This window comes from Pseudoalteromonas sp. QJM3NY_12, assembly GCF_056173165.1.
The window spans coordinates 1,748,538-1,770,036 of sequence record NZ_CM149661.1 but is presented as its reverse complement, the minus strand read 5'-3'; the positions used below and the strand labels follow the sequence as shown (position 1 = coordinate 1,770,036).

The following is a 21,499-nucleotide window of genomic DNA, read 5'->3' as shown; positions in this document are numbered from 1 at the left end:
AGCCATAGCAGGGCTTTAAAGTTAGCTTAACTGAGCTCAATATGAGTAACCAGATGATGAGAATCAGTCACTTGCCAAGTAATGTTGTATTCATACAAATTCATACCATAGCTTTGCACGCCTTGTTTTTGCTTTTTGTAGGCAGGGCGTGGATCTTGTTTTAGCACATTACTAATAAACGCTTGTAGCTCAGGGTAGTGGCTTTGTTTATTTATAAATTCTAAAGCTTGCTGGCTAAATTCAACACTCATTTGTGTTTCTGGACGCGTATCAGCAAATCCAGCGCTTGCATTCGGTAATGAGTCTGAATAGGGTAAATAAGGTTTTATATCTACGATGGGTGTGCCGTCAAGTAAATCAATACCGGCGAGCAATAACGCCAACTGACCGTTTTTATACTCAATTCCCTCTAACTTTACTGCACTCATGCCAATGGCATTTGGACGAAAAGTTGCTCTAGTAGCAAACACGCCTTTACGCTCATTACCGCCAAGGCGCGGCGGGCGAACCATTGCTGAATAGCCTTTATCAGCAGTTTCATGAAAACGAAATAACAGCCAAATATGGCTAAATTCATCTAATCCGCGAACAAATTCTTCACGATTAAATTCTTTGGCAAAAATCAGTTTAGCTTTAGCCTCGGGTACTAATCTAGGTTGCCTAGGAATGGCAAATTTTTGTTTATACGGAGATTGAATATGGCCAATAGCCGAAATTTGATAATCGCTCATAATGCTCGGTTATAGAAAAAATAGAGCGTTATTCTACCTTTTATTGACGTTGCTGGCATTAGCTTAATTTGGGGGGGGTATTTTTAGACTGATAGGTTTAAATGTGAAATAAAAAAGGTAAGGCTAAAAATAGCCTTACCTAACGTTTAAATAATTGAGCTGTTATTAAAACATGTATTGGAATGATACTGACGCAACATCCATTTCTGGATCAATATCATCTTCTAATTCGTAACGCTCATACTCTAAACGCACTTGCATATTGGTTGTAAATGCATATTCAATACCTGCACCATAAAACACGTCGCCGCCATCTTGAGATGCGCTGATGCTGCCAACCGGTAGTTCTTGAGTAACGTCTGCATCCCATTCAAACCAACCACCTTTTGCATAAACAGAAAAGTCTTCAGTGATCGGCGCTGCAAAACGTGCTGCTAACGATACGCCATCAATTTCAGCTTTACTGTCTATATCACTCACTTCATCAAAATTTTGATAAGCAAGCTCAAGACTTAAATGTTCATTAAATTGGGTACCAATGTAACCTTTTAACATTTGCGCGTCGTCATCAAAGTCGGTGTCGTTTTCGCTATCTTCAAACTGAAATGAATATTGGCCATAACCAATACCAGTGTAAATACGCGGAGAGTCCATGTCGGTAACATCAGCTTGTGCCGCTGAATTAAAACCCAGTGTTGCTAAAGCAAGTGCAGAAAGAGAAAGTGTTTTAATCATTATATAGCTCCTTTAAAAAGTAATATCGATGAATTATTTCATCAAACGTCGATTTACTAATTGCAGTGAGCGTGCCAAGTATTATTTCGCATAATATTTGGCCTTTATGTGTGTTTGTTGAGCTGTTTTGTTTTTTTTGGCACGCAAAACAATCAGGTGTTCAGCGTGCAGTTAATCCATAAAAATTAAAAATTGTAGCTTTTACAAGTTGTTGTAGTTTCTACATACCTATAAAAGCAACTAAATTAAACTTTATCTAACAAGTTTTCTGTTTCAATGGCTATTTGTTTCATTTTAATTGCGTAGTTCTCAAGCTTTTTGTCTTCGTCGGTAACCGATTTAAATTCTGGTACCGCCACAGGGTAACCCGTTTCATCCATAGCAACAAAGCTAATAACACAGTGATTGGTTTCAACTAGGTTTTGCGTTTTCGGGTCGCCACAGCGAACTTGAATAAAAATTTGCATGCTGGTTTTGCCGGTGTGTGCAATTTTTGCTTCAACCTCAACAATTTGGCCAACTAGGATAGGGCGGCTAAACTTAACGCCTGCAACCGATACCGTTACACAGTAGTGGCCGCTCCAGCCCGCAGCACAGGCATAACCCGCTTGGTCAATCCACTTCATGACCACACCGCCATGTACCTTACCACCAAAATTTACATCGGTTGGCTCTGCTAAAAAACGAAAAATTACACTCGACGACGCCATAACACACTCTCATTCATTCATATTACTTAACAGCATAGCGCAAAAAAGGGGCCGAAGCCCCTGCAATTTAGGATAAGTTTATAATTTCTATAGAAAGGTTGTTACATATTGGGATAGTTAGGGCCACCAGCACCTTCGGGAGTTACCCAGGTAATATTTTGGCTCGGATCTTTAATATCACAGGTTTTACAATGCACACAGTTTTGCGCGTTGATCACAAAGGATTGCTCGCCTTCTACTTCTTGTACTTCGTAAACGCCGGCAGGGCAGTAGCGCTGTGCTGGCTCGTCAAATTTAACTAAGTTAACGTTAATCGGAATTGATGCATCTTTTAGTTTTAAGTGACACGGCTGCGATTCTTCATGATTAGTATTAGATAAAAATACCGAAGAAAGCTTATCAAAACTGAGTTTGCCATCAGGCTTAGGGTAGTTAATTTTTTCAGCTTGGTTAGCGTCTTTTAAAGTTGCATGGTCAGGTACGTTATCTTTAAAGCTAAACGGTAGGGCACCCTTAAATATATTCTGATCAAGCGTGTTATATGCGCCGCCTGCAAATTTACCTAAGGTATGCATAGCAGGGCCAAAATTACGAGACTGATACAGCTCTTTATACGCCCATGACTTTTTAAACTCAGCGGTGTACTGGGTTAAATCATTATTAGCTAAATCGTTCTGTAGCGCATTAAAAATGACCTCAGCGGCTATCATGCCTGACTTCATAGCCGTATGATTGCCTTTAATTTTTGCAAAATTAAGCGTGCCAGCATCACAACCCACTAATAAACCACCTGGGAAGTGCATTTTTGGTAATGAATGTAAACCGCCTTTTGCAATGGCACGTGCGCCATAGGCAATGCGTTCTCCACCTTCAAGTGTATTTTTGAAAATAGGGTGATGTTTTAATCGTTGAAATTCATCAAACGGGCTTAAGTGTGGGTTAGAGTAATTTAAATCAACAATTAACCCCACAACCACTTGGTTGTTTTCGCTGTGATACATAAAGGCGCCACCGCCAGTGTCACCGCTTAATGGCCAACCGGTTCCGTGTACAACTTTACCTAATTGATGTTTAGATTCATTAACTTGCCAAATTTCTTTAAAACCTAAACCATAATGCTGTGGTGAACTTTCATCGTCTAAAGCAAACTGATTGATCAGTTGCTTACCTAAATGACCGCGACAGCCCTCAGCAAATACTGTGTACTTAGCGCGTAGCTCCATACCTGGCATGTAACCGTCTTTTTCATTGCCATTTTTATCTACACCCATATCGCCAGTAATGATGCCTTTTACAACATCATCTTCAATAATGACTGAATGCGCACTAAAGCCTGGAAATATTTCTACTCCAAGGTTTTCCGCTTGCTCTGCTAACCAGCGACATACATTACCCATAGAAACAATGTAGTTACCTTTGTTATGAAATGTATTTGGTGTAGCAAAGTGAGGAATTGAGGTTGCTTTATGTTCGTTGTTAAACCAGTAAATCTCATCATTTACCACTTTAGTCGAAACAGGAGCGCCGAGTTCTTGCCAATTTGGCAGTAATTCGTCAAGTGCTTTGGTTTCAAAAACTGCACCTGATAATACATGTGCGCCAACTTCTGAGCCTTTTTCAACTACACATATCATGCACTCTTGTTGTTTTTCTTGTGCTTGCTGCGCGAGTTTAATTGCTGTTGAAAGCCCCGCAGGACCTGCCCCTACAACTACAACATCAAATTCCATGGTTTCGCGTTCAATCATAATAACCTCTTTATCTATGACGGACTCACCTTTGCATTATTTGGCAAAAAGTAAGCTAAGCAACCTGTTTCTTTGTTATGCAAATTAATCGTTACAGGTTGTGAATAGTTTAAGGTTATTTTAGGTTGACGTTTACGTCAACAGGAAGTAGTCTGATTTCATAAAATAAATAGGTTGACGTAGACGTTAGCTTATAGGTTTAAATAATTATGGAGTCCCTATGAAAGTTCTCGTACCAATAAAAAGAGTGATCGACTACAACGTAAAAGCTCGCGTTAAACCTGACAACAGCGGTGTTGATTTAACTAACGTAAAAATGGCAATGAACCCATTTTGTGAAATTGCTGTGGAAGAAGCGATTCGTTTAAAAGAAGCGGGTACTGCAACCGAAGTAGTTGTTGTTACTATTGGCGCTAAAGCCTCTCAAGAACAATTACGCACAGCACTGGCTTTGGGCGCAGATAAAGCGATTCATGTTGAAACAGAAGAAAATTTAGAGTCTTTACATATAGCAAAATTGCTTGCCAAAGTAGTTGAACAAGAATCGCCTGAACTGGTTATTTTAGGAAAACAGTCAATCGATTCTGATAATAATCAAACAGGTCAAATGCTAGCGGCGCTGACTAACCGTGGTCAAGGTACGTTTGCTTCTAAAGTGGTTATTGAAAATGGCAAAGTAAATGTTACTCGTGAAGTTGATGGCGGTTTACAAACCGTTGCACTTAATTTACCCGCAATAGTCACCACCGATTTACGTTTGAATGAGCCACGTTATGCGTCGCTACCTAATATTATGAAAGCCAAACGTAAGCCGTTAGAAGTTATTGCGGCTGATTCGCTAGGTGTAGATTTAGCCCCGCGCATTGAATTAGTTAGTGTAGAGGAGCCAGCAAAACGCAGCGGCGGGATTATTGTTGAAGACGTTGCACAGCTTGTAGAAAAACTTAAAACAGAGGCAAAGGTGATTTAAATGAAAACTCTTGTAATTGCAGAGCACGATAACGGTGCCTTAAAACCAGAAACCTCAAAAACGATTAATGCCGCTAAAAAATTAGGCTTTGACGTAGATGTATTATTAGCAGGCATAAACCTTGGCGCCATGAGTGAGTCACTCGCGAGCATTGAGGGTGTTGCGAATGTTTTACTTGCTGATAATGCAGTTTATGAGCATCAACTTGCTGAAAGCATGACAGATCTAGTGTTATCACTTGCAGATAGTTACAGCCATGTTGTGGCAAGTGCAACTACTACAGGTAAAAACTTTATGCCGCGTGTTGCCGCATTATTAGATGTAGCGCAAATTTCAGAAATTATTGATGTAATTGACGCAGATACATTTAAGCGCCCAATTTACGCGGGTAATGCTATTGCAACGGTTAAATCGCTCGATAGTAAAAAAGTGATCACAGTACGTGCAAGTAGCTTTGATTTACAAGGCGAGCAAGCTCCATCTAATGTAACCGCTGTAGATGCAGTCTCTGATTCACAGTTAAGCAGTTTTGTTAGTGTTGAACAAACTGAATCAGAGCGTCCAGAGCTAACGGCTGCAGATGTGGTTATTTCGGGTGGTCGTGGTATGCAAAATGGTGAAAATTTTGCATTATTAAATGGCATTGCCGATAAACTCGGTGCCGCTATTGGTGCATCACGTGCAGCGGTTGACGCGGGCTTTGTGCCTAACGATATGCAAGTAGGGCAAACAGGTAAAATTGTCGCGCCTAATTTATATATTGCTGTGGGTATTAGTGGTGCCATTCAGCATCTTGCGGGTATGAAAGATTCAAAAGTTATTGTTGCCATTAATAAAGACCCTGATGCGCCAATATTCCAAGTAGCTGATTACGGTTTAGTTGCTGACTTATTTGATGTTTTACCACAGTTAGAGCAAGCACTATAAAGTACAGCAATAAACCGCTCCTAAAGTAACAAATTCTGATTTAAAGCCGCCGTTTCATTATTGATTCTGCGGCTTTTTTAATTCAACAACTCCACTTATCTAAATTACTTGCGATTTAAGTTTTTTTACTACAAAGTGACAGCGTTGTCATTTGTAGCAATACAAATTATTAAATAGGAGCCAAAATGACAAGGTATAAAGCACTTGATGCTATGCGTGGGCTAACCATAGCGTTAATGATACTGGTAAACACGCCGGGGTCGTGGTCCCATGTGTATGCCCCTTTACTTCATGCAGATTGGCATGGCTGTACCCCTACGGATGTAATTTTTCCGTTTTTTATGTTTATTATTGGCTCTGCGATGTTTTTTTCGCTCAAAAAAACGAACAGTGCAGCCAGTGCTAGCCAAGTATTAAGACTAGTTAAGCGTGGAGCAATTATATTTGTCATTGGTCTAGCTTTAAATATTTATCCCTTTACTACCAATATTGAAAACTTGAGAATATTAGGTGTACTGCAACGTATAGGGATAGCCTATATTTTAGCGTCTATCTGTGTGTTGTTTTTAAATAGGCGAGGGGTGTTAACGCTATCGATTATTACCTTAGTTGCTTATTGGTTATTACTGTTAAGTGTTGGCGCTGAAAACGCTTATACACTCGAACATAACCTAGTTAGAGCGGTTGATATTGCCGTACTAGATGAGTCGCATTTATGGCAAGGTAAAGGGCTCGCATTTGATCCAGAGGGGCTGATCAGCACGTTACCCGCTGTGGTGAGTGTCTTATTTGGTTTTGAAGTAACGCGCCTGTTAACGAGCACAAGTTGCCAGTGGGCAAGCATTAAACGGCTGTTAGTTATTGGTGTAGTTGCAGTTGTTATTGGGCAATTAACCTCAATGGTGATGCCAATTAATAAATCACTTTGGACTAGTAGCTTTGTTATTTACACATCCGGGATTGCCTGTATTGTGTTGGCATTTTTTGTTTGGCTTTGCGACATTGTTAAACCTGAGCGCCTTGTTAATCCATTAATTGTGTATGGATCAAACCCACTGTTTATATATGTATTATCGGCTGTGTGGGTACTGAGCTATTCACTGATAAATATTGGCGAGCTAAACTTGGGGGACTGGATGTATCAGCAACTCGCATTGGTTATGAGCGCTAAATTGGCATCGTTCACCTTTGCTTTATTGCATGTTATTGGCTTTTGGGTAATTTCGAATATGCTTTATAAACGAAAAATATTTATAAAGATTTAGTATTTATAACAATTTTCTTCCTTAAGCGGGAGGCAAATTGTTCAAGTATTTATGCACATTAATATATCAGACAATAAAAAACCAACCCGCGGGTTGGTTTTTTTATTTAACGTTACAAAGCTTAGCTTAGTACGTTGCGCTGCCTTTAGTACGTGGGAATGCAATAACATCACGTACGTTACCCATACCGGTAACATAAGCAACTAAACGCTCAAAACCTAAACCAAAGCCAGAGTGTGGCACGCTACCGTATTTACGGAGGTCGCGGTACCAGCTGTAATCTTCTTTGTTTAAGCCCATCTCTTCAAGGCGTGCATCTAATACATCAAGACGCTCTTCACGTTGTGAACCACCAATGATCTCACCAATACCAGGTGCAACTACGTCCATAGCTGCAACAGTTTTGCCGTCTTCATTTTGACGCATGTAGAATGCTTTAATATCACGCGGGTAGTTTTTAATAACAACCGGTGCTTTAAAGTGTTCTTCAGCTAGGTAGCGTTCGTGCTCAGACTGTAAATCTACACCCCATTCAACGTCGTACTCAAATTTCTTGCCACACGCTTTTAAAATCTCTACAGCATCGGTGTAGTCAACTTGGGCAAAGTCTTTTTCAACAAATTCTTCTAAACGGCTAATAGCTGTTTTTTCAACACGTAATGCGAAAAATTCCATGTCGTCACGGCGCTCTTCTAATACAGCTTTAAATACATACTTAAGCATGTTTTCAGCCAGTTTTGCGATATCTTCTAAATCAGCAAACGCAACTTCTGGCTCTACCATCCAAAATTCAGCTAAGTGGCGAGATGTATTTGAATTTTCTGCACGGAACGTAGGACCAAAGGTGTAAATTTTTGACATAGCTGATGCATATGTTTCACCGTTTAGCTGGCCAGATACCGTTAGGAAGGCTTCTTTACCAAAAAAGTCTTCGCTGTAATCAATCTCGCCTTTGTCCGTCATTGGCAGATTTTGCATATCAAGCGTTGATACGCGGAACATCTCACCTGCGCCTTCACAGTCACTTGCAGTAATAATTGGGGTGCTGATCCAGTAAAACCCTTGCTCATGGTAAAAGCGGTGGATTGCTTGTGCTAAACAGTTACGGACACGTGTTACTGCGCCAATCATATTAGTGCGAGGGCGAAGGTGAGCGTGTTCACGTAAATACTCAATGCTGTGGCGTTTAGCCGACATTGGGTAGGTGTCTGGGTTTTCAACCCAACCTAACACAGTTACTGAGTTAGCTTGAATTTCGAAAGATTGACCTTGTCCTGCTGATTGTACTAATACACCGGTAACCGACACAGAACAGCCTGCTGTTAAGCTTGTAACTTCATCATAATTATTCAGTGAATTAGGAACTACCGCTTGAATAGGATCAAAACACGAACCGTCATGAACGGCTAAAAATGATATTCCTGCTTTTGAATCGCGGCGTGTACGGATCCAGCCTTTAATGGTTACTTGGCTGTCTACCGCAACATTGCCTTTTAATAGCTCTGAAATCGCTAAATGGCTCATCTTCACTCCAATGATATAAGTTGCCTAACTATATAAATTAACTGTGCGTTACTCATGCTTTTTAGCATTTGAGGTCACTGCACTTGAACCTTGTATAATACCTAGTAAAGTAAAATAAAAAAACTGTTGTGGGCAACTCTTTAAAAGTTTTTAGTGGTACGTTGTTTTTTTAACCAATTTTTACAGTTAAATAACCACTATTACCATTTGTTGCTCTGAAATTTCATCAATTTGTGGCATTATTAGTAAATAAACCGAATTGACGTATTAATAAAAAATGGATGCTATGAAACAAGTTTTTATTTTACGAGGGCTACCAGGCAGTGGTAAGTCATATTATGCGCAAAATCTCGCCGAGGAACTTTCCGGTGCAGATGAAAGCCAATATTTTATTTGCTCAACAGATGATTACTTTGTTAACGAGCAGGGTGAGTACCATTTTGATAAGTTTAAATTATCGCAATATCATAATTTAAACTTGGCGCGTTTTATTAATGCCCTAGCACAAGGCATTGAACTGGTAATAGTGGATAACACCAATATTAAAAAGTGGGAATTTATTGCCTATTCACAAGCAGCCATTGCTTTAGGCTATCAGGTAAAAGAAGTGATTGTTGGCGAAGTGAAAGATAAATCAATGCAACACTTATACGCAAAACGCAATAGCCATAACATACCGTTAAAAACGATTAGTAAAATGGCTTACATGTTTGAGTGGTAATTATTAAATTTTAGCTAATACGTCTATATCAGAGTGTGTAATGGCATCTAAATGAGCGGTGATTTTTTCACTGCTCCAGTCCCACCATGCAATCGCTAGAAGTTTATTAATTGTCGCATCATCAAAACGCTTTTTTATCAATTTTGCAGGGTTACCGCCAACAATGCCATAGGCGGGCACATCAGACGTTACCACAGATTTACTTGCTATAATGGCACCATCACCAACTTTTACTCCTGGCATAATGGTGGCGTTGTAACCTATCCACACATCATTACCTATTTCAGTATCTCCCTTAAAAGGTAAATCACCTTGTTGAGGTGCAGATTTTTCCCAGCCATTACCAAATATAAAAAATGGATAGGTAGAAAAGCCGGAGGTTTGATGATTAGCCCCATTCATTATAAAAGTAACGTCTTTAGCTATCGCACAAAACTTACCTATGATAAGACGGTCCCCGATAAAATCGAAATGGTAAAGTACATTTTTTTCAAAGTTTTCAGGGCCATCAGGGTCGTCGTAATAGGTATAATCACCAACGTCTATATTCACAGAGGTGATAAAGTTTTTTAAATAACCTACTTGAGGAAACCCTTCCATAGGTGATGGATTGTTTGGATTTGGTCCGTTCATAGTTTCCTCCAAAGTAGAATATATAAAGCGCTAGCTTTTAAATGCCGCCAGTGGATGAGAGGTACTAAGCGATACATGTACGTTATCACCAGGATTTACCACTACTTCATGACTCACGCGACTTGTAACCACAGTACCACAGGCTAGTTTTATGGCGCATAATCTGCTGCCGCCTTCAAAGCGAACCCAAATTACTTCGCCATTATTTCCTACACTGCTTTGTACTAATAATACATCATCTGGACGAAGTAACACCTCTACCTCACCGTTTTCACAGTCAACACCATGAGCGGGAACATTACCAATATCGGTAAGTGCTTGGCCGTTATTCAGCGTTCCTTTTATAAAACTAGCTTCACCTAGAAAGCGTGCCACAAAGCGATTATTGGGTGCACTAAAGCATTGCTCTGGGCTATCAATTTGCTGTATTTTTCCGCCTTTTAGTACACCCACGCGATCGCCCACCGAAAGTGCTTCTTCTTGATCGTGCGTTACCCAAATAGCGGGTACGCCGGCTTCTTTAAGCGCATTACGTATATCCCAACGTAGCATGTCTTTTAAAGCCGCGTCTAAATTTGATAGTGGTTCATCAAGTAATACAAAGTCTGGCTGGTGGGCTAGGGTGCGCGCTAATGCAACGCGCTGCTTTTGTCCGCCTGAAAGTGTAGCTGGTTTTTTATGTCTAAACGCATCTAAACCGAGTAGCTTTATCCAATGATCGGCAGGGCTTGTGTCTTTCAGTTTAAAACACACATTTTGCTCAACCGTTAAATGGGGAAACAACGCAAAGTCTTGAAACACCATACCCACACTGCGTTTTTCAGGGGCTACAGTATGCTTTGGTGTAGCAGTCCATTTAGCAACTTTAATTTCACCCTCGCTAATTGGTAAAAGCCCAGCTAGGGCTTGTAAAATAGTACTTTTACCACAACCTGTTGGACCAACAAGCATTAAAATTTCGCTTTCACCTAAAGTGAAATTTAAGTCACTAACAACACGATTACTGCCATAATCTATAGACAACTGACTTACAGATAGCATTTATATAAAATCCTTAATGTTCAAACTGGTTGCGTTTCTCGCCAGACATCATAATAGCTAAAGCCGCCGCCGAAATCACCACTAACAATAAACCAGGTATTGCTGCGCGGCCAAAATAACCAGCTTCGTAAACACGCCATAAATACGTAGATAAGGTTTCAAAACCAGTTGGACCCAATAATAGTGTGGCTTCTAATTCACGCATCGACTCTAAAAAGACTAAAGCGGCCCCTGCAATAATACCACGCATAGTCAGTGGTAAAGTAATACGTGTGAAAGCTTCACGTGGGCTTGCGCCTAACACACGGGCTGATTTTACTAAGCTTGGATCAAGGTGCTCGGTGCTGGTACGCACAGAGCCAACCGCAAGCGGTAAAAAACGTAGCATATAAGCAATGATCAACAAGCCCAGTGTTTGATATAAAAATGGCAGTTGTAAGCCGCCATATACAAGCGCTGTGCCCATAACAATCCCCGGAATACCAAAACCAAAGTAAGTAACGCGTTCCATTACTTTACCTGCTTTTCCAGTTAATGCTGCATGCGCTACAGGAATAGCCACAATAACTGTAACAATAGCTGCAATGGCTGAAGCGTAAGTAGAGTGCCAAGCAATACTAAAATCAAACGAACTAAAACCATCACGCATTAGCCAAAGTGTAAATACTGCGAGTGGTAAGCCAATAGCAAGTAATAAAATTGGTGCAAAGGTGGCAAACATCGCGCCTAATTGCCATTTTTTTGGGAATAAAATAAGGGGCCTGCCTTGGCGTTCAGACGCAGTTTTAATTTGCGATTCAATCATTAGTAAAAAGCCAACAATCACCATTAACTGCATAGACAGCATAGCCGCACGGCTCAGTTCAAAGGCGTTATATTCTACATAAATAACGCGAGTGAAGGTATCTAGACGCATCATTGCCGGTGTACCAAAGTCTGATAGCGTATATAAGGCAACGAGTAACGAGCCCGCAGCAATACCATTTACAACACGGGGCAAAATAACTTTAAACACGCTTTGTGTCATCGACATCCCCAATGTACGCGCTGCATTGACCATGCTCGCATCTAGGCTAAGTAGGGAGGAGCGGGTTGTCATCATTACAAATGGGAAGGTATACAGGGTCATTACAATGGCGGCGCCAGTTAAGCCATACATAGAAGGGGTTTCAAAACCAAGTAAGTTATGTATTTCACCACCAGGGCCAAATGCAGCATAAAGCGTAAATGCACCAATATAACTTGGTATAGCTAAAGGGGCGGCAAATACTACTAACCAAAACTTTTTAAATGGCAGCTGCACATAAGCGCTAATAAACGCCAGTGGCACACCAATTAAAATTGAGCCTAATACAGTTAAGCCCATTAACGACAGGGTATTTCCTAAAATGGTTAAATTATGGCTATCAAAAAAAGAGCTTGCGTCACTGGCAAGCGTTATTAAAACAAAAATAGGAGTAAGGGTAACAAGCGCTGCAAGCAGCGCCATAGGATAAGATGGTGGTATTCGCATTATAAAACGCCGCTGCTGCGCATTAAGTCAATAGTTGGACGTAAGTCAGCCAACTGAGTTAAGTCTATTTTAGGTGGCGAAATACTGGTTAATTTAGGCAAGCCATCAGGTTGCTTTATGTCATTTACTAGCGGAATTTCATACGCTTCACTCGCTAAATAACTTTGTACTTCAACGCTGAGTAAATAGCGCATAAAGTTAGTTGCTAGTGGGTCGTCAGATAGCGATAAAATACCAGAGGCATTCACTAAACAACCGGCATCTTGCTCTGTAAATGCAAGATCAAGTTTAGCGTCGGGCTTACCAGACTTCAAACGTAACGTGTAGTAGTGATTAGCAAAACCAATATCTACTTCACCACGTTCAACGCCCATTACTACACCGAGTTCGCCAGCGTAGGTTTTTGAGCGTTTTTGCACTTTTTTAAGCCATTTAGCAGTTTTATCATCGCCTTCTAAAATTCGCATTGCGGTAACAAACGATTGAAAAGAAGCATAAGCTGGTGCCCAACCAATACTTAAATCACTGTCGGCTATTCCCATAATGCTTGTTGGAATTTGCTCTTTGGTTAAACGCTCAGTATTAAAAGGCAAAGTACGTATACGACCAGTTATAGGTGCCCACTCATCGTATCTAAACTGTGGCTGTAGCTGTGCAGATAAATCACTAGGCATAGGTTTAGCAAGCCCAGCATCGGTTACTAAACCAATAGCGCCCGAGTCTACAGCCCAAAATAAGTCAGCACGTTTAACACCCGCTTTAGCTTCGGCAACAATTGTATTAGCCAATGCCGCAGTTGGGCCGCGTCGAATAGCAAGGTCTAAATCCGGGTTCTTTTTTTGAATGGCTTGTAAAACGTTTTCGTATAAGCCACCTTCACCACGCCCTAAATAAAGGGTCAATGCGCCTTTAAGTTTAGGTAATGTATCTACCGACACGGGGTTGGCAATATCAGCGGCAAACGCACGTGAAAGAGATAGCGGCAAAGCGCCAGCTATCCCTAACGCAGCTAAGCCTTGAATAAAGGTTCTGCGTTCCACTTAAAATACATCCTTACGGGCTTTTTCAGCTTTTTCAATTAGCGCTTGTGCACGGGTTAACTTAGTTTGCATATCAACAACCACGTCACGTACTTGGTCTACTGTTTTATTAGCTGAAATAGTTTGCGGTAGGGTTACGTTAAAGTCTTTTTCAAGTACTTCTACTAAGTTAGCGTCTTGCTCAATGAGTGTGCCTTCAACGCCTTCAAATAAATGCAGGTAAGTATCGTGAACTATGCTGGTTGCTTCATCGCTTAAACGTTCTGCGTATTTAGCAACCACTCGGTCTAATTTGTGTTTAATTTCGTCAATGGTCGCGCTTTGCGTCATTTCTTTTGTTGCTGTGGCTTTAACGCTTTTTAATAACCCTTTTTGTTGAAACTGAGCCGCTAACTTAACTGCGCCTAGGCCTTGCCATAAAGCATTGTTCAATGCTTGTTGCTGCAAACGTACTTCTGAGGCTGGTTTTTTGTTGTCGATAGCCATTTTTATGCCATACAAACCTTGCCAAATAGAGGCATACACAGGGACATAATTTGTTTCTATGGCGCTGTGAAATTTAACCGATTCCCAGTACTCAATTAAGTCATCAGTGTTAACTGCTTTAGCGCCTTTTTTCTCGTAATCGCTTACTAGGGTATCAACCTTTGAAACCATCCACTCAACGTCTTCGTTGTAGGTTTTTAAATTAGCTTGAAGGTGATTAACATGCTCACCAATTGGGCCGTTAGCAAGTGCCGGTTGTGCAAAAATCGCAGAAGCGAGTAAAAAAGTTGCACTTAATGTCTTGGCAGGCTTAAGTAATATTTTCATAGCAAGTGAGTCCATAAATGTTATTGTAAATGATAGTCATTATCATATCCCTAAACATCCCTTAGATCAACACACTAAATCAAGCCAAAGGGTTAAATTTACTAAACTTTACAGAGGAATAATAACTAAATAGAAATATCAATTTAATTTTAACTTTAGTGGCTAAAATAATTAACCATCTATACGTAATGTTTACCCTTTATGGCGTTATATATAGCATCGCAAAGCTGTTTAATACTGATATCGTCACTTATATACGGTGGCATTAAGTAAATTAACTTACCAAACGGGCGTATCCACACTCCTTGGCTAACAAAATAAGCCTGTATTTTAGCTACATCTACTATTCCGGCCTCATCTGTCAGCTCTACCACGCCAATTGCACCTAAAGTGCGCACATTAGCTACATCAGTAAGTGAGCCACACTGATGTAATTGTTGAAGTGCTTGGTTTACTTCACAAATTCGTTTTTGCCAATCTTGTTCAAGCAATAAGTCTATACTGGCACATGCCACAGCGCAGGCGAGTGGATTGCCCATAAATGTAGGTCCGTGCATCAAAACACCGGCTTCACCTTCGCTAATGCCTATTGCTATTTTGTCGGTCGTTAACGTGGCTGATAAGGTCATGGTGCCGCCGGTGAGTGCCTTGCCAATACAAAGTATATCTGGCTGTACATTGGCGTGCTCTACAGCAAACATTTTACCTGTACGGCCAAAGCCTGTGGCAATTTCATCACAAATGAGCAATACATCGTATTGAGTACATAACTTGCGCACACAGGCTAAATATTCAGGGTGATAAAAGTTCATTCCTCCCGCGTTTTGTACTATGGGTTCAATAATAAAGGCGGCAACATGCTGGTGGTGTTTTAAAAAATAGTGTTCTAGTTCATCCGCCTCGGCTTGATTAAACTCGTCATGAAATTGGCTAACAGGTGCAGGTACAAATACATGCTCAGGTAAAAAGCCAGAGTACAAGCTATGCATAGAATTAACCGGATCGCACACACTCATGGCCGCAAAGGTATCGCCATGATAGCCCTTAAACGGAGTCATTAACTTTTGTTTAGTATTAATGCCTTGGCTTAACCAATACTGCAGCGCCATTTTAATCGCTACTTCAACACTTACCGAGCCGCTGTCGGCTAAAAATACTTTATTTAAATGCTCGGGCGTTATTGCTACTAGCTTTTTACAAAGCTCCACTGCGCTGTAATGGGTAATGCCGCCAAACATTACATGGCTCATTTTATTGATTTGCTCTGTCATCGCATTATTTAAAACGGGATGATTGTAGCCATGTATTGCGCTCCACCAAGAGGCCATACCGTCAATGAGTTTCTCGCCTGTTTCTAATTGGATAAGGTTATGATTGGCGTGTGTAACAGGATAAACCGGAATTGGTTGAGTCATTGATGTATAAGGGTGCCAAATGTGATTTCGGTCAAAATCAAGGTCTATTGTATGTTTTGTGCTCATATGTAAACTTTAGCTATATGGGTTTCATTGACAATGGTACGGCAATACGTATTCTAAGCCAATAACACCAAGAGCAAAAAATAAAAGAGAGTATTATGGAGCTTGCAACAGTTCGTCACGATTGGACCCATAGCGAGGTTAAAGCCTTATTTGAAATGCCGTTTAACGATCTGCTTTTTAAAGCCGCGACCGTACACCGTGCTAATTTTAATCCTAATCAGGTGCAAATTTCTACTTTACTATCAATAAAAACAGGTGCTTGCCCTGAAGATTGTAAATATTGCCCGCAGTCTGGTCATTATAAAACCGACCTAGAACGAGAGCGCTTACTAGAAGTAGAAAAAGTAGTAGAGCAAGCACGCCTTGCAAAACAAAAAGGCGCCACCCGTTTTTGTATGGGCGCTGCGTGGTCAGATCCTAAAGATCGTGATATGCCGTACATTTCAAAAATGGTTAAAGAAGTAAAAGAGCTTGGCCTTGAAACCTGTATGACCCTAGGTAAGCTCACCAATGAAAAAGCGCATGCGCTGAGTGATGCAGGGCTTGACTACTATAACCATAATTTAGATACCTCACCTGAATACTACGAACAAATTATATCTACCCGTACCTTTGCAGACAGACTAAACACTATTGATCATGTGCGTGATGCCGGTATGAAAGTTTGTTCTGGTGGTATTGTCGGTATGGGTGAGCAACCCAGCGATCGTTATGGGTTATTAATGCAATTGGCTAATTTGCCGCAGCAACCAGAAAGCGTCCCTATTAATATGCTAGTAAAAGTAAAAGGGACACCGCTTGAAAACGTAGACGACTTAGATCAGTTTGAGTTTATTCGTACTATTGCCACCGCGCGTATTATGATGCCGCATAGCTATGTACGTTTATCGGCAGGGCGCAGCGCAATGAATGAGCAAATGCAATCGATGTGTTTTTTTGCCGGTGCTAATTCCATTTTTTATGGTGATAAACTCCTGACTACCGAAAACCCAGAAGCAGATGCCGATATGCAATTAATTAAAAAGCTGGGTATGAACCCTGAAACAGCCGAAGACTATTCAGATGAAGCCGTTTCTGCGTCGTTATCTTCTAAAGTGGCCGATAAAGCCAGTTCAGAATTGTTTTATCCTGCTTAACATTGTGTATTGCTATGTCATTTGATTTTATAAATAGCCATTTACAAGCGCGCAAGCAAAGCGCGCTCAACCGCAAGCGTTATGTTATTGAGCAAGCCAGTGCGCGTGAAATTATAGTTGATAATAAACGCTATCTTAACTTTGCCAGTAACGACTACCTAGGCTTTGCCGATGAGCCCACTTTGCTTGATGGCATGCAGAGCTTAGGAAGTCATAGCTCTGCTTTAGTTACAGGCTATCAAGGTGCGCAGCAACAGCTCGAAAAATACTTATGTGCTCAGTTGGGCTATAACAATGCCATGCTGTTTAATTCGGGCTTTAGTGCTAATAGCAGTGTTATAAAAGCGTTATTTCAAGATAAAGCCATTGCTCAGCAAAGTGCGATTTTTCAGGATAAACTCAATCATGCAAGCTTAATCGACGGTGCACTGCATGCAAACGCAGCACTTGTACGCTTTAACCATAACGACATGAATCATTTACGTTCACGGCTGGAAAAGTCCAATGCTAAGTATAAATTGATTGTGAGTGAGGGCGTATTCTCGATGGATGGCGACCAAGCACCATTAACTGAGTTACTGAGTTTAGCTAAAGCACATAACGCCTGGTTAATGATAGACGATGCGCATGGCTTTGGCGTACTGGGAAAATCGGGTTTGGGAAGCTGTGAGCCACTTATAGCGGCAGATAATTTACCAGATATTTTAGTGATCACCTTTGGTAAAGCGCTAGCAAGTAGCGGGGCGTGTGTATTAGGTTCAAGTGAATTTATTGATTACATGTTGCAGTTTAACCGCGATTACACTTATTCGACCGCTATGTCGCCATTTATTGCTTCGCATACATTATCAAGAATTAAAACCATACGTGATGCTAATCACAAGCGTGCAAAATTAAACGCTAATATTGCTTTATTTAAACGTTTAGCCAATGAACACAAAATTGCCTTAATGGATTCGACCACTGCCATTCAACCCCTAGTTTTAGGGTGTGCCGAACAGACCTTAAAAGCCTGTGAGCAGCTCAAACAGCAGGGGATTTGGCTAACCGCTATTCGTCCGCCCACGGTGCTGCATAATACCTCAAGGCTACGCATTACCTTAACCGCCGCCCATACCGAGCAAGATATTACAACATTGGTAAACTGTTTAAAAAAGGCCATTGCATGATAAGCGCACACGCTACAAATGCTAACTCGCGTATAAAGTCACCGTTAGCTTGTTTAGCTGTTAATAGTTTAAAGCAGGTAACGCAACGCAAGTTTTCAACGGCGGCAAACCAATATGTAGCCCACGCACATGTACAAAAACAAGCTGCAATCGATTTAATTAAACTCATTAAGCTTGATGCGAGCACAAAGCACAAACACTGTGTTGATTTAGGCGCAGGGCCGTTAGTGAATACCCAAGCGTTACAAGGAATATACAAACAGGTAATTGCCATGGATTTAAGCCTTACCATGCTTAAAAATAGTGCAGTAACCGCACCGCGTATTTGCGCCGACATGGATAACTTACCATTTCAACAAAATAGTATTGATGTGGTATTTAGTAATTTTGCGATGCAGTGGTCGGCTAATTTTGAAATGCTAATGTATTCATTACATTCAGCTTTAAAGCCTGGCGGGCAGGCGTACATAAGTACGGTGGTTGAAGGCTCACTACATGAAATAAAAACGGCGTTTGCCACGCTCGATTCGCATAGCCACATTAATAACTTTTTAAGTAGCGATAATATAAACCAATCGGTCAAAAAGGCAGGGTTTATTATTAATAGCGCGACAGAGGTTATTTATACTGATGAGTTTACAAGCCCGCTTAAAGCGATTAGTTCAATTAAAGCCATTGGGGCAACTTCGCAAAATAAAGCAAGCCAACGCCCTGGTTTATTAACTAAATCGGCGCTACAAAAAGTATGTGCGGCGTATCCGCTTATAAACAACCAAGCCCATGTATCTTACCATGTGGTATTGTTATCATTAGAAAAAGCAAAAATTTAAAGGTAAGGCAATGCAGCAATTTTTTATTACCGGTACCGATACCGACGCTGGTAAAACCCACGTAACTAGTTTGCTATTAAAGTTACTCGCTCAACATAAACAGCGCGCAATAGGCTTTAAACCGATTGCATCAGGGTGTGAACTTGCGTTTGAACAGCTTGTGAATGCCGATGCTTTAATGCTAATGGAAAGCGCGACTGTGAGCGCTAAATACGACATTATTAATCCGTTCGCTTTTGAGCCCGCCATAGCTCCGCACATTGCAGCAGAGCAAGTAGGAGTAACCCTAAGTGTTGAAAAGCTTCGTACCGCTTATAAAAATGTGAAGCAACAAGGTGCAGACTACCTGCTAACAGAAGGTGCGGGCGGCTGGGCATTGCCAATTAATAATAACGAATATTTATACGACTGGGTAAAAGCAGAGCAACTGCCGGTAATATTAGTGGTAGGGATGAAACTAGGCTGTATAAATCATGCATTACTCACTGCAGCACATATGCAAAGTATGGGTGTTAATTGCATTGGTTGGATTGCTAACCAAGTTGATGCCACTATGGATGAATACCAAGCAAATCTAGATTCGCTTAAAACACGTTTACCATTCCCGTTGCTTGCTATAAGCCCCTATACCGAGCAAACCCCTAAATTACAAATTTATAAAACCCTGCTTACTGCACTTGCTATAAATGCCTAAACTATACTGCTTTGTAATTTTATAAATATACAAAGCAGTTTATATATTAAATACACCGGTTTAATAAATATGTTTAGCGCCTTGAAATACACACCTTGTATGCATATATAACGCTAATTACACAGTGCTATTGTTACTAAGGAAATAACAAATACCATGACCCACCCATTTATTAAGAACTACGCTTATAATACGCAGGTTAAGGCCGAATCAGATCTAGCAAAAAGTGCTCTGCCTAAAACCCATGTAGGTATTTTAGGTGGGGGAACTGCAGGGGCAACAATTGCGATTCGCCTTGCGGCATTGGGCATAAAAACGACTATATTTGAGAAAAAAAAGTCACTTATTGACGGCCCTCCTATGTGTCATCTGCACGCCGGTGGTAATTTATACCGTGAAATTCCAGATCAAGACTGTATAGATTTACTTAAACAATGTATTGATATTTTACGACTATATCCTTACAGCATAGATGTACGCCCAACTATATTTGCTGTGCCAACGCGTGATGATGATTCACCGGATGATTTACTGCCAAGGTTAGACAAGCTTACTAACGCATATAAAGACTTAATTGAACAAGATCATAATAATAAAGTTCTTGGCGAGCCTGATAATTACTATCAGCTTTATAGCCATGAGCAAATGATAACCTTGAGTAAAAAAGAGCAGGTTACTGAGCCTAAAACGCTAGATGAGTGGATGATCCCCGTTGCTAAGCATTTAAACTTAAACAAAGTAAAATACCCACTTATTGTTGTTCAAGAATACGGTTGGAATATATTTAGATTATCAGCAAGTGCGCAGCTTGCGCTTGCCCAGTACGAACACGCTAACGTTCTTACCAGCACAGAGGTAAAGCAAGTCAGCAAAGTTGAGCAAAGTAGTGCTAACAATCAAACTCCAAAATGGAAAATTAAATACCAAAGCAACCAAAGTAACCAAAACAACCAAAGCAACACGACCCAAACAGCAGAAGTAGATTACCTTATAAACGCCTGTGGCTTTCAAACCGGTATTGTTGATGACATGGTAGGCGTAAAGCCCAAGCGTATGGTCGAATTTAAAGCCTCATACATTGCACACTGGAAAGGCGCTGGCGGGCAAATACCCGAGATTATTATTTATGGTAACCGAGGCACCCCCGAGGGCATGGCACAATTAACGCCGTACCCTAATGGCTTTTATCAAATTCATGGTATGACTAACTCAATTACCTTGTTTAACGATGGCCTAGCAGATACAGCTGAGCAAACGGCACAGCCACAACTGCCTACTAAGTACTTAAATTATATAAATAATGGTTGGGATCAGCAGGTGCTAAAAGCACGTGGTCAAAAAGCGATTGATTATGTAGCTGAGTTTGTACCAGCATTTAAAAACGCTAATACGCAAAACAATGCCTTGTTTGGCGGCCAACAGATCCCAGGCGAAGACGACACCTTGCGCGTTGCCGACGTAAGTTTATATTCGCATATTAGCTACGCACGAGCCGAAAATGTAAAAGCGTCATCAACTTTGATCGCTGCTGACGAAATAGTAGCTGAATTTGTAAAGCTTGGTTTAATTTGCACAGAACACGACAGTAATAACCACCGTAAGCATCACCAATGGGCCTACCTTGAGAACAGTTGTAATGAAAATATAAGCAAAATTGCACAAGTACTTGCAAAAGAGCGAGGCTTCCCCACAGATATGGCAAATGTTAATCACGGTTTATATAAAAGCGTATAGTATAAAAATGGAATAACTTATTGAATTATATTATTTTTATAAGTGAGTTTTTACTGTTGAACAGAAAAAATCCTAAAAAGTTTA

At 40.7% G+C, this 21,499-nt stretch carries 20 protein-coding genes; 9 read left to right on the top strand and 11 right to left on the bottom strand.

Annotated features, from left to right (window positions below):
• Positions 1 to 26: 26 nt before the first annotated feature.
• The 4 genes from tsaA to AC0VZ5_RS08170 all read right to left on the bottom strand — a co-directional run bounded on the left by tsaA (position 27) and on the right by AC0VZ5_RS08170 (position 3,924).
• Complete coding sequence (gene tsaA / locus AC0VZ5_RS08185; protein WP_475472319.1) at positions 27 to 731, bottom strand: tRNA (N6-threonylcarbamoyladenosine(37)-N6)-methyltransferase TrmO; 705 nt, start codon at positions 729 to 731, stop codon at positions 27 to 29.
• A gap of 165 nt (positions 732 to 896) precedes the next feature.
• The gene (locus AC0VZ5_RS08180; RefSeq protein ID WP_475472317.1) at positions 897 to 1,466 is read right to left on the bottom strand and encodes an outer membrane beta-barrel protein; all 570 of its coding nucleotides are present in this window, start codon (positions 1,464 to 1,466) and stop codon (positions 897 to 899) included.
• A 245-nt stretch (positions 1,467 to 1,711) separates the two neighbouring features.
• Positions 1,712 to 2,176: an acyl-CoA thioesterase gene (locus AC0VZ5_RS08175; protein WP_008113812.1), complete on the bottom strand. Its 465-nt coding sequence runs from the start codon at positions 2,174 to 2,176 to the stop codon at positions 1,712 to 1,714.
• 101 nt (positions 2,177 to 2,277) lie between these two features.
• On the bottom strand, positions 2,278 to 3,924 hold the full coding sequence (locus AC0VZ5_RS08170; RefSeq protein ID WP_475472316.1) for an electron transfer flavoprotein-ubiquinone oxidoreductase: 1,647 nt from the start codon (positions 3,922 to 3,924) through the stop codon (positions 2,278 to 2,280).
• A 220-nt stretch (positions 3,925 to 4,144) separates the two neighbouring features.
• On the opposite strand from AC0VZ5_RS08170, the gene AC0VZ5_RS08165 reads away from it, so the two are divergent.
• The 3 genes from AC0VZ5_RS08165 to AC0VZ5_RS08155 all read left to right on the top strand — a co-directional run bounded on the left by AC0VZ5_RS08165 (position 4,145) and on the right by AC0VZ5_RS08155 (position 7,086).
• On the top strand, positions 4,145 to 4,894 hold the full coding sequence (locus AC0VZ5_RS08165; RefSeq protein ID WP_008113816.1) for an electron transfer flavoprotein subunit beta/FixA family protein: 750 nt from the start codon (positions 4,145 to 4,147) through the stop codon (positions 4,892 to 4,894).
• Positions 4,895 to 5,821: an electron transfer flavoprotein subunit alpha/FixB family protein gene (locus AC0VZ5_RS08160; RefSeq protein WP_464708681.1), complete on the top strand. Its 927-nt coding sequence runs from the start codon at positions 4,895 to 4,897 to the stop codon at positions 5,819 to 5,821.
• Positions 5,822 to 6,006: 185 nt separating this feature from the next.
• Entirely contained in the window at positions 6,007 to 7,086 is a 1,080-nt protein-coding gene (locus AC0VZ5_RS08155) for an acyltransferase family protein (RefSeq protein ID WP_475472314.1), read from the top strand.
• Positions 7,087 to 7,212: 126 nt separating this feature from the next.
• Here AC0VZ5_RS08155 and asnS read toward each other — a convergent pair whose 3' ends face one another.
• On the bottom strand, positions 7,213 to 8,610 hold the full coding sequence (asnS, locus tag AC0VZ5_RS08150) for an asparagine--tRNA ligase (protein ID WP_008113822.1): 1,398 nt from the start codon (positions 8,608 to 8,610) through the stop codon (positions 7,213 to 7,215).
• A gap of 286 nt (positions 8,611 to 8,896) precedes the next feature.
• Between asnS and AC0VZ5_RS08145 the strand changes: the two genes are divergently transcribed.
• Positions 8,897 to 9,331 (top strand): ATP-binding protein, encoded by a 435-nt coding sequence (locus AC0VZ5_RS08145; protein WP_008113825.1) that lies wholly within the window; start codon positions 8,897 to 8,899, stop codon positions 9,329 to 9,331.
• Positions 9,332 to 9,334: 3 nt separating this feature from the next.
• Here the strand turns inward: AC0VZ5_RS08145 and AC0VZ5_RS08140 are convergent, their stop codons facing one another.
• The 6 genes from AC0VZ5_RS08140 to bioA form a co-directional block, all read right to left on the bottom strand.
• The gene (locus AC0VZ5_RS08140; protein WP_475472311.1) at positions 9,335 to 9,964 is read right to left on the bottom strand and encodes a Vat family streptogramin A O-acetyltransferase; all 630 of its coding nucleotides are present in this window, start codon (positions 9,962 to 9,964) and stop codon (positions 9,335 to 9,337) included.
• Positions 9,965 to 9,994: 30 nt separating this feature from the next.
• Complete coding sequence (locus AC0VZ5_RS08135) at positions 9,995 to 11,005, bottom strand: ABC transporter ATP-binding protein (RefSeq protein WP_475472310.1); 1,011 nt, start codon at positions 11,003 to 11,005, stop codon at positions 9,995 to 9,997.
• Between the two features lie 13 nt (positions 11,006 to 11,018).
• Positions 11,019 to 12,518 carry an ABC transporter permease gene (locus tag AC0VZ5_RS08130; RefSeq protein ID WP_131691064.1) on the bottom strand — a complete coding sequence of 500 codons (1,500 nt, stop codon included), beginning with the start codon at positions 12,516 to 12,518 and terminating at the stop codon, positions 11,019 to 11,021.
• Positions 12,518 to 13,558 carry a substrate-binding domain-containing protein gene (locus tag AC0VZ5_RS08125; protein WP_475472308.1) on the bottom strand — a complete coding sequence of 347 codons (1,041 nt, stop codon included), beginning with the start codon at positions 13,556 to 13,558 and terminating at the stop codon, positions 12,518 to 12,520. Before AC0VZ5_RS08125 ends, AC0VZ5_RS08130 begins: the two co-directional genes overlap by 1 nt.
• Positions 13,559 to 14,371: a hypothetical protein gene (locus AC0VZ5_RS08120; protein ID WP_475472307.1), complete on the bottom strand. Its 813-nt coding sequence runs from the start codon at positions 14,369 to 14,371 to the stop codon at positions 13,559 to 13,561.
• Between the two features lie 179 nt (positions 14,372 to 14,550).
• Positions 14,551 to 15,852 carry an adenosylmethionine--8-amino-7-oxononanoate transaminase gene (bioA, locus tag AC0VZ5_RS08115; protein WP_475472305.1) on the bottom strand — a complete coding sequence of 434 codons (1,302 nt, stop codon included), beginning with the start codon at positions 15,850 to 15,852 and terminating at the stop codon, positions 14,551 to 14,553.
• A gap of 95 nt (positions 15,853 to 15,947) precedes the next feature.
• Between bioA and bioB the strand changes: the two genes are divergently transcribed.
• From bioB to AC0VZ5_RS08090, 5 genes are all read left to right on the top strand, one after another.
• Positions 15,948 to 16,988, top strand: coding sequence for a biotin synthase BioB (bioB, locus tag AC0VZ5_RS08110; protein ID WP_475472304.1), 1,041 nt, complete (start codon positions 15,948 to 15,950; stop codon positions 16,986 to 16,988).
• Positions 16,989 to 17,002: 14 nt separating this feature from the next.
• A complete protein-coding gene (locus AC0VZ5_RS08105; protein ID WP_475472302.1) occupies positions 17,003 to 18,157 on the top strand; it encodes an aminotransferase class I/II-fold pyridoxal phosphate-dependent enzyme in 1,155 nt (384 codons plus the stop codon).
• Complete coding sequence (locus AC0VZ5_RS08100; RefSeq protein ID WP_475472301.1) at positions 18,154 to 18,987, top strand: methyltransferase domain-containing protein; 834 nt, start codon at positions 18,154 to 18,156, stop codon at positions 18,985 to 18,987. The genes AC0VZ5_RS08105 and AC0VZ5_RS08100 overlap by 4 nt, the downstream gene beginning before the upstream one ends.
• Before the next feature lie 10 nt (positions 18,988 to 18,997).
• Entirely contained in the window at positions 18,998 to 19,681 is a 684-nt protein-coding gene (gene bioD / locus AC0VZ5_RS08095) for a dethiobiotin synthase (protein ID WP_464708689.1), read from the top strand.
• 156 nt (positions 19,682 to 19,837) lie between these two features.
• Positions 19,838 to 21,415, top strand: a complete 1,578-nt coding sequence (locus tag AC0VZ5_RS08090; protein ID WP_475472299.1) for an FAD-dependent oxidoreductase — start codon at positions 19,838 to 19,840, stop codon at positions 21,413 to 21,415.
• The last annotated feature ends 84 nt before the right edge of the window (positions 21,416 to 21,499 follow it).